The sequence below is a fragment of the Novosphingobium sp. AP12 genome, from assembly GCF_000281975.1.
Lineage (GTDB): Bacteria > Pseudomonadota > Alphaproteobacteria > Sphingomonadales > Sphingomonadaceae > Novosphingobium.
Window position 1 is genome coordinate 1 of the sequence record NZ_AKKE01000108.1, and the last position, 14,123, is coordinate 14,123.

11 protein-coding genes and 2 tRNA genes are annotated in these 14,123 nt (G+C 68.3%); 5 read left to right on the forward strand and 8 right to left on the reverse strand.

What is annotated here, in order from left to right; all coding sequences use genetic code 11:
* Both PMI02_RS15355 and PMI02_RS15360 read right to left on the reverse strand, forming a co-directional pair.
* A partial coding sequence (locus PMI02_RS15355) for an NAD(P)H-dependent oxidoreductase (RefSeq protein ID WP_007684424.1) occupies positions 1-305 on the reverse strand: 305 nt, incomplete at its 3' end.
* A 49-nt stretch (positions 306-354) separates the two neighbouring features.
* On the reverse strand, positions 355-1,605 hold the full coding sequence (locus PMI02_RS15360) for a hypothetical protein (protein WP_007684425.1): 1,251 nt from the start codon (positions 1,603-1,605) through the stop codon (positions 355-357).
* A gap of 142 nt (positions 1,606-1,747) precedes the next feature.
* Here PMI02_RS15360 and recJ point away from each other — a divergent pair, with 142 nt between their 5' ends.
* From recJ to PMI02_RS15375, 3 genes are all read left to right on the forward strand, one after another.
* A complete protein-coding gene (recJ, locus tag PMI02_RS15365; protein ID WP_036504091.1) occupies positions 1,748-3,547 on the forward strand; it encodes a single-stranded-DNA-specific exonuclease RecJ in 1,800 nt (599 codons plus the stop codon).
* A gap of 92 nt (positions 3,548-3,639) precedes the next feature.
* A tRNA-Glu gene (locus PMI02_RS15370) sits at positions 3,640-3,714 on the forward strand.
* Positions 3,715-3,750: 36 nt separating this feature from the next.
* Positions 3,751-3,825, forward strand: a tRNA-Glu gene (locus PMI02_RS15375).
* Positions 3,826-3,864: 39 nt separating this feature from the next.
* Here PMI02_RS15375 and PMI02_RS15380 read toward each other — a convergent pair.
* A complete protein-coding gene (locus PMI02_RS15380) occupies positions 3,865-4,596 on the reverse strand; it encodes an extensin family protein (RefSeq protein WP_007684427.1) in 732 nt (243 codons plus the stop codon).
* A gap of 34 nt (positions 4,597-4,630) precedes the next feature.
* Positions 4,631-4,828, reverse strand: coding sequence for a hypothetical protein (locus PMI02_RS15385; protein ID WP_007684428.1), 198 nt, complete (start codon positions 4,826-4,828; stop codon positions 4,631-4,633).
* A 173-nt stretch (positions 4,829-5,001) separates the two neighbouring features.
* Between PMI02_RS15385 and PMI02_RS15390 the strand changes: the two genes are divergently transcribed.
* Entirely contained in the window at positions 5,002-5,895 is an 894-nt protein-coding gene (locus tag PMI02_RS15390) for an alpha/beta fold hydrolase (RefSeq protein WP_007684429.1), read from the forward strand.
* Positions 5,896-6,006: 111 nt separating this feature from the next.
* Here the strand turns inward: PMI02_RS15390 and PMI02_RS15395 are convergent, their stop codons facing one another.
* On the reverse strand, positions 6,007-7,527 hold the full coding sequence (locus PMI02_RS15395) for an amino acid permease (RefSeq protein WP_007684430.1): 1,521 nt from the start codon (positions 7,525-7,527) through the stop codon (positions 6,007-6,009).
* Between the two features lie 186 nt (positions 7,528-7,713).
* Between PMI02_RS15395 and panB the strand changes: the two genes are divergently transcribed.
* The gene (panB, locus tag PMI02_RS15400) at positions 7,714-8,583 is read left to right on the forward strand and encodes a 3-methyl-2-oxobutanoate hydroxymethyltransferase (protein WP_007684432.1); all 870 of its coding nucleotides are present in this window, start codon (positions 7,714-7,716) and stop codon (positions 8,581-8,583) included.
* A gap of 299 nt (positions 8,584-8,882) precedes the next feature.
* On the opposite strand, the gene PMI02_RS15405 is transcribed toward panB, so the two are convergent.
* The 3 genes from PMI02_RS15405 to prsK form a co-directional block, all read right to left on the reverse strand.
* Positions 8,883-10,685, reverse strand: a complete 1,803-nt coding sequence (locus PMI02_RS15405) for a tetratricopeptide repeat protein (protein WP_007684433.1) — start codon at positions 10,683-10,685, stop codon at positions 8,883-8,885.
* A gap of 22 nt (positions 10,686-10,707) precedes the next feature.
* Complete coding sequence (prsR, locus tag PMI02_RS15410) at positions 10,708-12,081, reverse strand: PEP-CTERM-box response regulator transcription factor (protein WP_007684439.1); 1,374 nt, start codon at positions 12,079-12,081, stop codon at positions 10,708-10,710.
* The coding region (gene prsK, locus PMI02_RS15415) for an XrtA/PEP-CTERM system histidine kinase PrsK (protein WP_007684440.1) at positions 12,081-14,123 on the reverse strand (2,043 nt) is incomplete at its 5' end. The genes prsK and prsR, both read right to left, overlap by 1 nt.

A 14,123-nucleotide genomic window follows, 5' to 3' on the forward strand; every position in this document is an offset into this window, starting at 1 on the left:
CCCCCCCCCCCCCCCCCCCCCCAGCCGGTGACGATCCGGTCGATCTGGGTCTGGGCCCCGCGTCCGTCCGATCCCGCCGCGATGGCGGTGGCATAAGGTCGGCCCTCGACCCGGCCGAGAAGCGGGTAATAGCAGCGGTCGAACATTTCCTTCATCATGCCCGTCATCGTACCCAGGTTCTCCGGGCATACGAACAGGTAAGCCTGCGCCGCCAGCAAATCCTGCGGCTGCGCATCGGCAGCGGCAATCGACCGCGCCGCGTCAGGGTCTTCCGAATTGGCCCCGGCATGAATTGCCTCGGCCATGGCGCGTGCTGCGCCGGTACGACTGTGCCAGAGAATCGCGAGCAAAGAATCAGCAGCCCTTGTTGCCTCCGCCGACGATACCGCCGATCGCGCCGATGCCACCCAGCATTCCGCCAAGGCCCGACTTCTTGGGCTTGCACGGCGGTTTCTTCTCGCCCTCCTCGCCTTCGTTGCCTTCGCCGGTCATCCCGGCTGCGCCCATCTCCATGCCCTGCGCCTGCATCCAGCTGGTCGTCGATCGGTGGCGGATGCGCGCGGTCCAGTCGGGCTTCCACGCGACCTTCGTATCTGCGGGGCGCGGCGGATAGGCGAAGCTCTCCTGCGGACCGAAGGCGGTGAGCGTGCCCACGCGGAAGTCCGGCGAGGCCGCGATCACCTCGGCCGGAACCGCGCAGCTCGTCGTGGCGGGGCCCATCAGCGTGCCGGACTTCACCAGCGAAGCCGCCTGCTCGGGTGAGACCCAGTCCGCCAAGCCCCCGCCGAACTGCCGGTCCGAACTGCTCGTCCACATCACCATGTCACCCATCTCGCCGCCCGGCCCCTGCTTGCCGCCGGTGACGAAGGCGAGCCAGGCCGTCGCGCCCGGAACTCCCGTCCAGGTCAGGCGCGAGGCGCCGCTCGGGAGCTTCGCGGTGGTAGAGGTGATCGGCGCCATGAAATCCCTGGCCAGCGTGAAGGCGATCTCGGGCGTATAACTGCTTACTACCTTGTGCGGGCCAACCAGCGAGCTATCGGCCTTCACGTACTTGTGATCCTCTGCCGGCCAGCGCGCGAACGTGCGGGAGTTCTCCGCTGTCGGCCCCCAGTCCCGGATGACCGCCGAACCGGGCATGCCCGGCGGAACCTGCCCCGCCGCGACCTTGGCGAAGTCGATGATCACCGGCTGGCCCTTGGGCGCATGTTCGCCGCAGCCCCAGAAGATCAGCAGGCGGCCCTTGGGCTTCTCGGGCAGCAGATCGGGCGTCTCCTCGGCGCGCGGCGGGATAGTGAGCGCCACCGACTTGCCCAGCTTCGCGGCGGGCGGCATGAAGTGGTCGGCCCTGGCCTTGCCACCTGCGGGCGCCTGCGCGGAGCCGAGGCGCAGGTAGAGCTCATGCTGGACCTGGCTGCCGCCCCCGCCCATCATCATGCTCATCGCCGCACCCATGCCGCCTCCCGCGCTCCCGAAACCGGACACGGTTCCCGCCCGCATGTCATAGCGTGCAATCGGCGCGGCATCGCCTGCGGCAAGTACCGCCATAGGCACGACGACGACCGGTACTGCCACCCATGCAAGCCGCAACTTCCTGCCGATGAGCATTTCGATGCCTCCCTCTCCCCGTTTCTTCGATCCTACTCAGTCGCGGCGCCTGCAACCAACGACAAATGCCGTCACGAAATGCGGGGACCGGCGAATTTCGGGCCCTTCCCGTCCCGGCGCGGAACGGGTAACGCGCGTGATTATGGAATCACGATCCGCAAGCGTCTTCGGGATCGATCGCTCGCTCACAGGCAAGGCCTGGCGCTGGCGCGGTGGCAACATGGACCTCAGTGACGGGTTCGGTGCGGGGCCTGCCGGGCTCGAGGACGACATCGTCACCCAGCTCCTGCTGTCCCGCGGCGTCGCCCGCGAAGACCTCGAGCGCCATCGCAACCCCTCGCTGCGCGCCTTCCTGCCCGACCCGTCCGCCTTCCGCGACATGGACGCCGCCGCCGAGCGTATCGCCCAGGCCGTCATGACCGGCGAGGCGGTGACCGTCTACGGCGACTACGACGTCGACGGCGCCACCAGCGCGGCGCTGCTCATCCTGCTGCTGCGCGGCCTCGGCCACGACGCGCGCTACTACATCCCCGACCGCCTGCTCGAAGGCTACGGCCCCTCGGGCGAAGCGCTGGTGCGCATCGCCGGCGAAGGTTCAAGCCTGATCGTGACCGTCGACTGCGGCGCGATGGCGCACGAGGCCCTGGAGATGGCGCACCAGGCCGGCGTCGACGTGATCGTGGTCGACCACCACAAGTGCTCGCCCGAACTTCCCCGCGCAGCAGCCCTGGTCAATCCCAATCGCCTCGACGAGGACGACCTTGCCGCCAGCCATGGCCACCTCGCGGCGGTCGGCGTGGCGTTCCTGCTGGCCGTGGCGACGGTCCGCACCCTGCGCAAGCGCGGCTTCTTCGAAACCCGGCGCGAGCCCGATCTGTTCGCCCTGCTCGACCTCGTCGCGCTCGGCACCGTGGCGGACGTCGCCGCGCTCCACGGGCTCAACCGCGCCTTCGTTGCGCAGGGCCTCAAGGTCATGGGCAAGCGCGAGAACATCGGCATGTCTGCGCTGATCGACGCCAGCCGGCTGAGCCGCGCACCGACCTGCAGCGACCTCGGCTTCGCGCTGGGTCCGCGCATCAATGCCGGCGGGCGCGTGGGCGAATCGACGCTCGGCGTGCGCCTCCTGACCACCACCGACCCCGACGAGGCGCGCGACATCGCCGCCCAGCTCTCCCGCCTCAACGACGAGCGGCGCGGGATCGAGCAGGCGGTGCAGGAAATGGCCGAGATGCAGATCGACCGGCAGCACAACCGCTCGGTGATCGTCGTCGCCGGCGAAGGCTGGCACCCGGGCGTCATCGGCATCGTCGCCGGGCGCATCAAGGAAAAGACCGGCAAGCCCTCTCTCGTCATCGCGCTCGGCGCCGACGAGGGCGGCAACGGCAAGGGTTCGGGCCGCTCGATCTCGGGCGTGGACCTGGGCGCCGCGATCATCGCCGCGCGCGAGATGGACCTGCTCGTCGCGGGCGGCGGACACGCCATGGCGGCCGGCCTGACGATCGCGCCGGGCAAGCTCGACGCACTGTCGGACTGGCTGGACACTCACCTTGCCACCGACGTGTCGCGCGCCAGCGCAAGCCAGTCGATGCTGCTCGACCTCGCGCTCTCGCCCGGCGGCCTCACCCCGCAGCTCGTGGAGACGCTGGAAAGCGCCGGCCCCTACGGCATGGGCTGGCCCGGCCCGCGCGTCGCCGTCGGCCCCGTGCGCATCGTCAAGGCCGACGTGGTGGGCGCCGACCACCTGCGCCTGATCGTCAGCGGGCCCGACGGCGGCCGCTTCAAGGCGATGGCGTTTCGCTCCGCCGAGAGCGAGATGGGCCAGGCCCTGCTCCACGCCTCCCAGGGGCGCCGCCTGTGGCTCGCAGGACGCGCGAAGATCGACGACTGGGGCAGCCGCCCCCAGGCCGAACTGCACCTCGACGATGCCGCTTTCTGCGACTGAAACGCCAACGTCATTTTTATCGCAGGCAGGGGGTTGACCCCCCCGCGGACCCCCGCTAGAGGGCCGGTCCTGCCTCCGGCGCAACCCGGTACGGCCCCTTCGTCTAGCGGTTAGGACGCGGCCCTTTCACGGCTGAAACACGGGTTCGATTCCCGTAGGGGTCACCATCCTTGGATGGTGTGGCAAACCGAAAATGGCTTAACGGCCCCTTCGTCTAGCGGTTAGGACGCGGCCCTCTCACGGCTGAAACACGAGTTCGATTCTCGTAGGGGTCACCATTTCTTTTCTCTCCAGCATCGGCATGTCCACGTGTCCTGTCAGCGACAGGCGCTCCACCCGCCGCTGCGCTTCGCCTGGTCGAGGTGCAGGTGGTTGGCATGCGCGGCGTTGTAGTCGGGCGACAGCACCGTCGAAAAACTCGTGCAAGCGCTGTCGCGTACCATGTGGAGGAAGCCGGAAACTTCCGGTGACGACCCGGTCGCGTCCCAATCCCTCAGGACGCTGATTCGCCGCCCATCCGCAAGCACGAAGCCCGCGATGTCGATCGCGTTGCCGGTCGCATGTTCGCTCCAGTTACCCTCGTCTCCTCCACCGATGCGACGGCAGTTGGCCGTGCCGAGGTACTGGATGCCCACGACGCGGCTACCCAGCGCTGCTTCGGCGGCTGGCTGGACGCCGTGCCGGAGCCACCAGGCGAGCCCCGCGTCGATCGCACAGGTCGCCTGGGCACCTCCCGGCCGCAGCGCGACGTCGAAGTGCGCTGGCGCGGCGAGCAGTTTGCGATCATCCCGCCTGCATGCCCCCTCGCCCGCCGCAGGAAGCGCCATCGCCGTGATGCCGCTGCGATCGAGGAAGGCACGGCATTGCACGGCGTCGCCCCGCAGCGCCGCCAGCTTGCGCGAAGTCGCCCAGCCCGCCGGATCGTCCAGGGCTAGGGGGGTCCACGGGTCGTGCTGGGGATGATCTCGCAGCCACGACCTCCCCGCCATGAACAGGCACGCCATGAGCAGGAAGGTCAGGACGATACGGTCGAGCGGGGGGAAGGCCATGCGGGAATAAGCCGCAAGGTCTAGCTTCGTTTCCTTAGTCCATCATCGCAAGGATGGCCCAGCCGAGCGCTGTCGCCGCGAGGAACAAAGGCCAGGACCAGTAGAAGCCGTGGCCCCGGACTAGGGCGTGCTCGATCGCCAGCATCCCCCCGCGCGAACCGTTCGATCCCATTACGCCCGCCACGATCCAGGTCAGCAGCGCCGCCGGGATCAGCGCCTTGAGAAATGCCATCAAGCTCTCCCTCTCGTCATGTCGTGGGCGAGTCATGGCAGCTTCGAGGTTAAGTGGTCGTTAGCGGGCCCGCGTTCGCTTCACCGCTTCAGGGCCACGGCGCACCTCATGCAATCAAGCGGCATGGAACGGCCCGGATTCCTCCAACCTTTCAGCGGCAAGGAGATGCATACATGACAATGATCCAGACCCGCGACGGCACCAACCTACGCGTCAAGACACTCGGCGCAGGTCGCCCGGTGGTCCTCATCCACGGCTGGCCGCTGTCGGCCGATTCGTGGGACCCGGTGATGATCGCGCTGGCTGAGGCCGGCTACCGCGCCATTGCGTACGACCGCCGCGGCTTCGGTCGCTCGGACCACGCCGACAAAGGCTATGACTACGACACGTTCACCGACGATCTCGCCGACGTGATGGCCGCGACCGGCGCAACCGACGACGTCGCGCTGGTGGGCTTCTCGATGGGCGGCGGGGAAATTGCGCGCTACATGTCCCGCCACGGCGGCCGCGGCGTATCGCAGGCCGTGCTCGTCTCCTCGGTGGTTCCGTTCATGGCGCGGACCGACGATAATCCCAAGGGCGTACCCGACAAGGTCTTCGCGGACATGACCGAGGGAATGAAGACTGATTTTCGCAAGTTCTTCACGTCCTTCTTCAAGCAGTTCTACGGTGTCGGCCTGCTCAGCCATCCGGTGAGCGACGAGGAATTGCACTGGGCCTGGCAGACGACCATGCAGGCCAGCCAGTACGCCACCATCCAGTCGGCAGGGGCCTTCGCCTACACGGACTTCCGCCCGGACCTGCCGCACTTCCAGGTGCCGACGCTGGTGATCCACGGCACCGCCGACGCGACCGTCCCGATCGAGGCGACGGGGCGCGAAGTGGCGGCACAGGTGCCATCGGCCGACCTTATCGAGTACGAGGGCGAGCCGCACGGGGTCTTCGCCACCCAGACCCAGCGCCTAAGCGACGACATCGTCAACTTCCTGGGAGGCGGGAAGATCGAGGGCAGGCAAGGCATGATCGACGCCATGACCGCTGACACGATAGCGATGGGAGTCCTGTGACGGCCTGTCGGCAGTCCTGTGGATAAGGCGGGGATAACCTCGGCATATCCTGAGCACAAAAAAGGGGAGCGCTCGGCGCTCCCCTTTTCCGTTTGGTTTGCGTGACGGCCCTCAGGCCACCGGCGGGACCGGCGGCGGCGGAGCATCAACGTCACCTTCGTGCACTTCGACGAGGCCGCGCCCTACGTGGCTGCGACTGCGGCTGTACGCGTAGTAGACGATGAGGCCGAGGATCGCCCAACCCACGAACAGCGCGATCGTGTGGAACGACAGGCTGAAGAACAGGTAGATGCACCCGGCGATGGCGACGGGCGCGGTGACCATCACCGCCGGCGTGCGGAACGGACGCTTGCGGGTGGGGTCGGTCTTGCGCAGTACCATCACCGCGATCGACACGGCCGCGAACGCAAACAGCGTGCCCGAGTTGGAGACGTCGGCGAGCAGGCCGACCGGGAAGAACGCGGCGAACAGTGCCACGAAGACACCGGTCAGCATGGTGATGACGTGCGGCGTGTGGAACCGGGGGTGAACCTTGGAGAAGAACTCAGGCAGCAGACCGTCGCGGCTCATGACGAAGAAGATGCGGGTCTGGCCGAACATCATCATCAGGATGACCGAAGGCAGCGCGATGATCGCCGCTGCACCGACCAGCCAGCCCACGAAGGGATAGCCCACCTGCCTCAGCGTCCAGGCCAGCGCTTCCTTGGAGCAGACCACGGCGGCGTCCTGGATGGAGCCGCAGGCCTGCGCCAGCGCGGGCGTTCCCGGCGACAGCGCTTCACCGCCCGGTCCGAAGACCGGCTGCGCGCCGACTGTGCCGATGACGCCCGCCGCGACGAGCATGTAGAAGATGGTGCAGATCGCGAGGCTGCCGATCAGACCGATCGGCATGTTGCGCTGCGGGTTCTTCGTTTCCTCCGCAGCGGTCGAAACCGCGTCGAAACCGACGTAGGCGAAGAAGATCGAGGCGGCCGCACCGGAGATACCGGCGAAGCCGAGCGGTGCGAACGGGGTGAACTGCCCGCTCTTGATGACCGGGATGGTCAGCGCGACGAACAGGGTGAGCGCGAGGATCTTCACCCCCACCAGCACCGCGTTGACCGTGGCGCTTTCCTTGGTGCCCTTGATAAGCAGCAGGGTCACGAGCGTCGCGATCAGCATCGCGGGCAGGTTGATGATGCCGCCGTCAAACGGCCCGCGTACAAACGCCAGCGGTATGTTGAGGTCGAAGCTCGTGTTGAGCCAGCCGATGAAATAGCCCGACCAACCCACCGACACTGCGCCGGCGGCGATCGCGTACTCCAGGATCAGCGCCCAGCCCACCATCCAGGCGACGGTCTCGCCCATGACTGCGTAGCTGTAGGTGTAGGCGGACCCCGAGACGGGCACCATGGCTGCCATCTCGGCGTAGCAGAGCGCGGCTACGGCGCAGACGAAGCCGGCGATGACGAAGGAGAGCATCATGCCCGGGCCGGCCTTCTGGGCGGCCTCGGCGGTGAGGACGAAAATACCGGTGCCGATGACGGCGCCGATACCGAGCATGGTCAACTGGAAGGCGCCCAGGGACCGGTGAAGAGATTTCTTTTCCGCCGTCGCCAGGATGGCGTCGAGCGGCTTTACGCGTCCGAACATTCGTGGACCCCCGAATTTGCGAATGGCGGGAGGCTAACGACAAGCAGGCTCTTGGCAAGAGGCCAGTGTAGGAGATTCCCCATATTCGTAATAAAATTACGACGCTGTGATAAGATAGTCGCGCGGCCGGGACGCGGGCCAGCTCAGGGAATTGTCGGGGGCCAATCGCAGCGCTAGAAGCCCCCCATGTCCACGACCTTCCAGCTCGACACCGCGACCAGCCGCGCCAACCCCACGCCTGCGCCGATGAAGCGCCTGACGATCCCGGCCATCCGCCGCCGCAAGAAGGACGGCGTCACGGCTGAGCCCATCGTGATGCTGACCGCCTATACGGCCCGCCAGGCCCAGCTGCTTGACGAGCACTGCGACCTGCTGCTGGTGGGCGACAGCCTGGGTCAGGTGATCTACGGGCTGCCCTCCAGCGTGCCCGTCACGCTCGAGATGATGATCGCCCACGGCGCCGCCGTCGTGCGGGGCAGCTATCATGCCGCCGTGATCGTCGACATGCCCTTCGGCTCCTACGAACAGTCGCCCCAGCAGGCGTTCGAGAACGCGGCGCGGCTGCTCAAGGAGACCGGCTGCGCGGGCGTGAAGCTCGAGGGCGGCGTGGCGATGGCCGAGACCGTGCGCTTCCTCAACGAGCGCGGCATCCCGGTGATGGGTCATATCGGCCTGACCCCGCAGGCGGTGAACGTGCTCGGCGGCTACAACGCGCGTGGCCGCAGCGAGGCCGAGGCGCAGAAGATCGTCCTGGACGCGAAGTCGCTCGACGAGGCCGGCGCGTTTGCGATCGTCATCGAGGGCGTGGTCGAGCCCATCGCCATCGCGGCGACGCAGGCGATCGCTTGCCCGTCCATCGGCATCGGGGGCTCGGCGCAGTGCGACGGACAAGTGCTCGTCACCGAGGACATGCTCGGCATGTTCGAGCGCGTGCCGCGTTTCGTGAAGCGCTATGCCGACATGGCCTCGCTCGTGTCCGAGGCGGCGGCGCAATACGCCGCGGAAGTGCGCGACCGCAGCTTCCCGGGCGCCGAGCAGACCTACCAGCCCAGGTAGGATGACGGGAATTTAATCCGGCTCGCTCCGCGCCCGCTTTTGTCGGGGCGGGCAAGTTGATGAATTACAAGCGCGCGGGTGCCTTCCTTGTAAGGAAAAGCAGGCGTGATGCCGACGATGTGAAAGAACCTGCGCGAAGGTAGCAGCCCGTTTCGATGTAGGAAAACGGCGAGGACCAGCCCTCCAGTGCCGGACGCTCCCTCTTGCAATCCCGTCTTCCGGACGGAGACGGGGACACCGCTGTGCTTCAGAGGGTCTCAGGGGCACACGGCGGTCCCGGATCAAGTGCGGTACGACGATTATCTGCGGGCGTGCAGGCTCGCCCTAGCCTCGGCGATCAGCGGCGTCTTTCCCGCGATCGCCTGCGCCTTGTAGAGCAGGGCCCTTGCCTCGGCATCCCGGCCACCGAGCGCGGCGTCCGCGTAGCCCAGCGCCTGGGTCGCCAGCGGGCTCGAGCGTTGAAGTCCGTAAGCCGACAGGGCAGCACTGCGCGCCGCTTCGAGATCGCCGCTGCGCGCCTCCGCCATGGCGAGGTCGCTGAGCAGCGCGACGTCTCCCTCCCCGCCATTGTCCCGCAGCCACGACAGGATGCTCCGCGCGCGTCCGAAATCGCCGCTGCCGGCCGCCATCTGCGCGGCCGCGCGCAGGGCCGGCCGGCTGGTGGGGTTCTGGCGCAGGTAACCTTCGACGAGATCGTGGCCGCCCTTCGGGTCCCGCGCCATGGCGTAGGCCGCGAACCGGCGAAGGAACAGGCTTTCGGGCAGGCGGATCTCTGCCGCCAGCCCATAGCGCACCTGCGCTTCACCGCCGTGCCCGAGTGCCAGCTGGACGTCGCCCGCCAGCGCCTGGGCATCGTAGAAGCCCGGGTCGGAGCGCCGCGCCGCTTCGGCTGCCGCCTGCGCCGAGCCGGTCTGGCCCAGTTCCAGCAGCGCGCCGATTCGGCCCGCGTCCCCCAGCACTCGCAGTGGGGAGGCCGGGCGCGCGGCACGGTCGAGCAGTTCTCCGGCGCGCTGGCGGTCACCAAGCGCTTCCCACGCCCGCGCCACCGATATCAGCAGATAAGGCGACGCCTGGCCCTGCGCGATATCACCGGCAAAGCGCAGCGTGGCGTAGCGGTACTGGCCGCCCATCAGGATCGCCCGCACCAGCAGTTCGCGCGCGTGCAGGCTGTCGGGGCGCACGGCGAGCACCGCTTCCAGCGCCTCGGCGGCGGCGGCCGGGTTGCCCGCCGCGATCTCGACCACGCCGCGCAGCATCTGTACGCCCGGCTGCGCGTCCAGCTTGCCCTTGGTGCGCGCCAGCAAACCGCGCGCCAGCGCATATTTGCCCGCCCGCGCCGCCAGCGCCGCCTGCAGGTAATAGGCACGCGGGTTCTTGGGGCTGAGTTGGAGCACGCGGCGGGTCACCGTCACGCACTCGCTCGCCCGGCCAAGTTCGCCTAGCGTCGCGGCATATTCGAGCAGGACCGGCATGTCCTTCGGATCGTTGACGATGGCCCGCTCGAACCACGGAAGCCCCGCGAGCAGGCCGTAGCGATCGCGGATCAGCTGCCCCCGGAACTCGAGCGCGCGCACGCTGGCGGCATCAAGCGCGAGAGCATGTTCCGCAGCCTCCAAGGCTAGCCGGTGCTCGCCCCCGGCGTAGCGCAGCCGGCCGATCTCGACCCAGAGCGAAGGGTCCTTCGGGATGATCGCTAGCGCCCGGTCATAGGCGCGGCCCGAGGCGGGAAGATTGTCGTCGAGGCGCTCCAGCAGGCCCAGCGAGCGCCATCCGGCGGCGGCGGTGGCGGGCGAGAACCGGCCCGGCGCCAGCCACGGCCGCGCGCGGTCGCGGCGATCCTGCGCCATGAGCGCCTGCCCCATCAGCGCATTGACGTCGGCGCGCGGAGCGCCGTGCTCAAGCGCTTCCTCCAGCTTAACTTCCGCGTCGATCCCGTCACCGCGCGCGATGGCGCGGCGGGCCTGCTCGATCAGCGCGCCCGGGCTTGGTCCCTCGCCATGCGCGGGACGGGCGCCGAGGCTGGCGAACAGCGCGGCAAGGCACAGCAGCGGGACGAGCGCCGAAACGCCCAGCCATGCGGTGATACCCCTGCCCCTTGCCACGTGCCCCCCGACTGTTCCGGCGTCAGGACTGGAGGTCGTATTGCTTGAGCAGATCGTAGAGCGTCGGCCGGCTGATCCCGAGCATCTTGGCGGTGCTGGAGATGTTGCCCTCACTGCGGGCGAGCGCGTGGCGGATCACCTTGCGGTCCGACTGCTCACGCGCGGTCTTGAGGTTTAGCGCGTTGACGACCTGTTCGTCCGGCTCGGCAAGGTCGAGGTCGGCGGCGCCGACCAGCTTCTCGTCGGCCATGATCACCGCGCGCTTCACCCGGTTCTCCAGCTCGCGCACGTTGCCCGGCCAGCCCCAGGCGTCGATCGCGGCAAGCGCATCGGCGGCGAAACCGCGCACGCTGGGGTTCATTTCCTTGGCGTAGCGATTGAGGAACGCCTTCGCCAGCAGGGTCGGGTCGCCCGGCCGCTCGGCGAGGCTGGGGATGCGCACGACGATCTCGGCGAGGCGGTAGTAGAGGTCTTCGCGGAACCGGCCCTCGGCGATCATCGCCTCGAGGTTCTGGTGGGTGGCGCAGACCACGCGGGTATCGACGGGAATGGATTCGCGGCTGCCGACGCGCTCGATCACGCGCTCCTGGAGGAAGCGCAGCAGCTTGACCTGGAGCTGGAGCGGGATGTCGCCCACTTCGTCGAGGAACAGGGTGCCGCCGGCCGCCTGCTCGATCTTGCCGTGGGTGGTCTTGACCGCGCCGGTGAAGGCGCCCTTCTCGTGGCCGAACAGCTCGCTTTCGAGCAGGTTTTCCGGGATCGCGGCGCAGTTGATGACCACGAACTCGCGGCTGGCGCGGCCGCTGGCATCGTGGAGGCCGCGCGCCAGCAGTTCCTTGCCGGTGCCGCTCGCGCCGAGCAGCATGACCGAGACACTGGTGTTCGCCACCCGCTCGATCGTGCGCGCGACGCGGACCATCTCGGGCGCGGCGGTGATCATCCGGCCAAGGACCTTCTCGTCCTTCTCGACCTTGCCGGCGAGGCGGCGGTTCTCGTCCTCGAGCCGGTGGAGCTGGAGCGCACGGCGGACGATGTGCCCCAGCGCGTCGATGTCGACCGGCTTCTGGTAGAAGTCGTAGGCCCCGCGCGCGATCGCCTGCAGCGCGGATTCCCGCGCGCCGTGGCCCGAGGCGACGACGACCTTGGTGTCCGGCTTGAGCGCCATGATCTCGTCGAGCACGGCGAAGCCCTCGGTGGTGCCGTCCGGGTCTGGCGGCAGGCCGAGGTCGAGAGTGACGACGTCCGGCATTTCCGAGCGCAGCAGGGCGATGGCGCTGGCGCGGTCGCCGGCGACGAATACCTCGAAGTCCTCGTAGGCCCACTTCAGCTGCACCTGCAGTCCGGCATCGTCCTCGACGATCAGGAGCTTGGGCAGCTTGTCCAGGGTTTCGGTCATCACGCTACCTTCTGGTCGTGCGTTGTCATGGTCTGGTAGATCTCGCTCGCAGCCGCGAGCGGGAGGCGCACGACGAAGCGCGAGCCCAATCCCTCGCGCGATTCCACGTCGAGCCGCCCGCGCATCGCCCGCACCAGTTCGCGCGCCTCGAAGGCGCCGATGCCGAAGCCGCCGCTCTTGGTCGAGACGAAGGGCTTGAACAAGCGATTACGGACGAAGTCGGCGCTCATCCCGCAGCCGGAATCGAGCACTTCGAACCGCGCGTTCAGGCCGTCGAGCGAGAGCGACACGAACACCGGGACTTCCGCGCGGCTGGCGTCGATCGCGTTCTGCACGAGGTGCATCAGCACCTGCTCGAGCGAATGGCGGTTGGCGGTGATGGCGACGTTGCGGATCTCTGCCAGCACGACCTGCGGGCTCGCGCGGAAACGCTCCATCACCACCGACAGGACTTCGGCGGCAGGCACTTCCTCCAGCTTGTCGCCCCCGCCCGAGCCGTAGCGCGACAGGCGCGCCAGGAGGGCGTTGAGCTTGTCCGAGGAATTGCGCAGCGTCACCAGCATGTCGGCGCGGAAGGCGGGCTTCTCGGCATGCAGCTCGGCATTGCGGGCAAGCAGGCTGAACTGGCTGGCGAGATTCTTGATGTCGTGCATCACGAAGGCGATGCGGCGGTGGAAGTCCTCGAAGCGCGCGGACTCGGCCAGTGCTTCCTGGCTGGAGTTCTCGGCGAGGTAGCTCGCCACCTGCTGGCCGATGACGCGCAGGAGGTCGAAATCCTCCCAGTCGAACTTGCGCGCCAGTTGCGGGCGGGCGAGCACGACCATGCCGACGAGGCGCTCGTAATGGACCAACGGGATCAGCGCCCAGGCGCGCGGATGGTCGACGAGCCAGTCGGGCAGCTCGTTCTCGCCGTCGCCCCGGGCGGCACCGGCGCGCACGTCGTCGAGGTCTGCAATGTAACCGGTGCGCTCGAAATGACCAAGGGCGCCGACCGGGATGGCGACCGCAGGCACTTCGATCTCGGGCCAGCCCCAGCGCGCCGCGAGCGTCAGTTCGCCCTGATCGCCGGGGGTGAGCAGCAGTCCGGCGGGGCTCTCGAACACATCGGCGATCGACTGGACCACGCGCTCGCCCAGCGGCGCGGACTGGTCGCCGCCGCTGCCGATGGTGCGGGTGAAGCGCAGCCACTCCTCGCGGTAGTCGTAGCGGTGCTGGAAGAAGTGCTTGGCGAGCGTGACCTTGAGCCAGCCGCGCACCCGGCGCGAGGGCAGGACCACCAGCGCCACGGCGCTTGCCAACGTCAGGAACGCCAGTTCGATCAGCCGCGCGAAATTGCCGCCCGCGTAGGACAGCCACTGCGCCACGGCGACCATGGAGACGAGGTAGACGCCGATCACCAGCAGCGAGAAAGTCTGGAACGTCACCGCGCGCGACGGCCGCAGACGCAGGTCGTCGCGGTTTGCGGCGGCCGCGATGGCGATGCAGACCGCCAGAGCCACGGTCGCGGCCCCTCGCAGCGCGGCGATCTCGTAGGGCCAGGTGCCGGCAAGGTACGCGATCGTGTAAAGGTTGAGGTCGAAGGCCCAGAGGACAGCCAGTCCCGCAGCCGGCCAGCGCAGCGCGGCGCGCGCCTCTCGCGGGGCGCCGGCGTAGAGGTTGTGGACCAGCACCAGCCCGCCGACCGTCACCAGCAAGCGGAACATCACATTGAACTCGAACGCTATTCGCAGCACTTCGCGGTCGATGGCCAGGCGCGACAGGCCGTAGTCGACGGCGAGGTGCACCAGTTCCACGCAGGCGAGCGAGACAATCACCGGCCGGATCGGGGCAAGGCTGGCGTGGCGCCCATCGCTCGCGAACAGGCGATAGATCACTACCAGCCAACCAAGGTTGCGCGCGCTTTCCGCCAGCGACGGCGCGAAGATCGCGGCGTCCGAGGTTTTCGCCGCGAGCCCGGCCAAGCTCCACAGCGCAGTCAGGAACAGCGCCACGACCACCGCCGTGCCGGCGCCGCCGAAACGGTCACGGCGGGGCACCAGCCA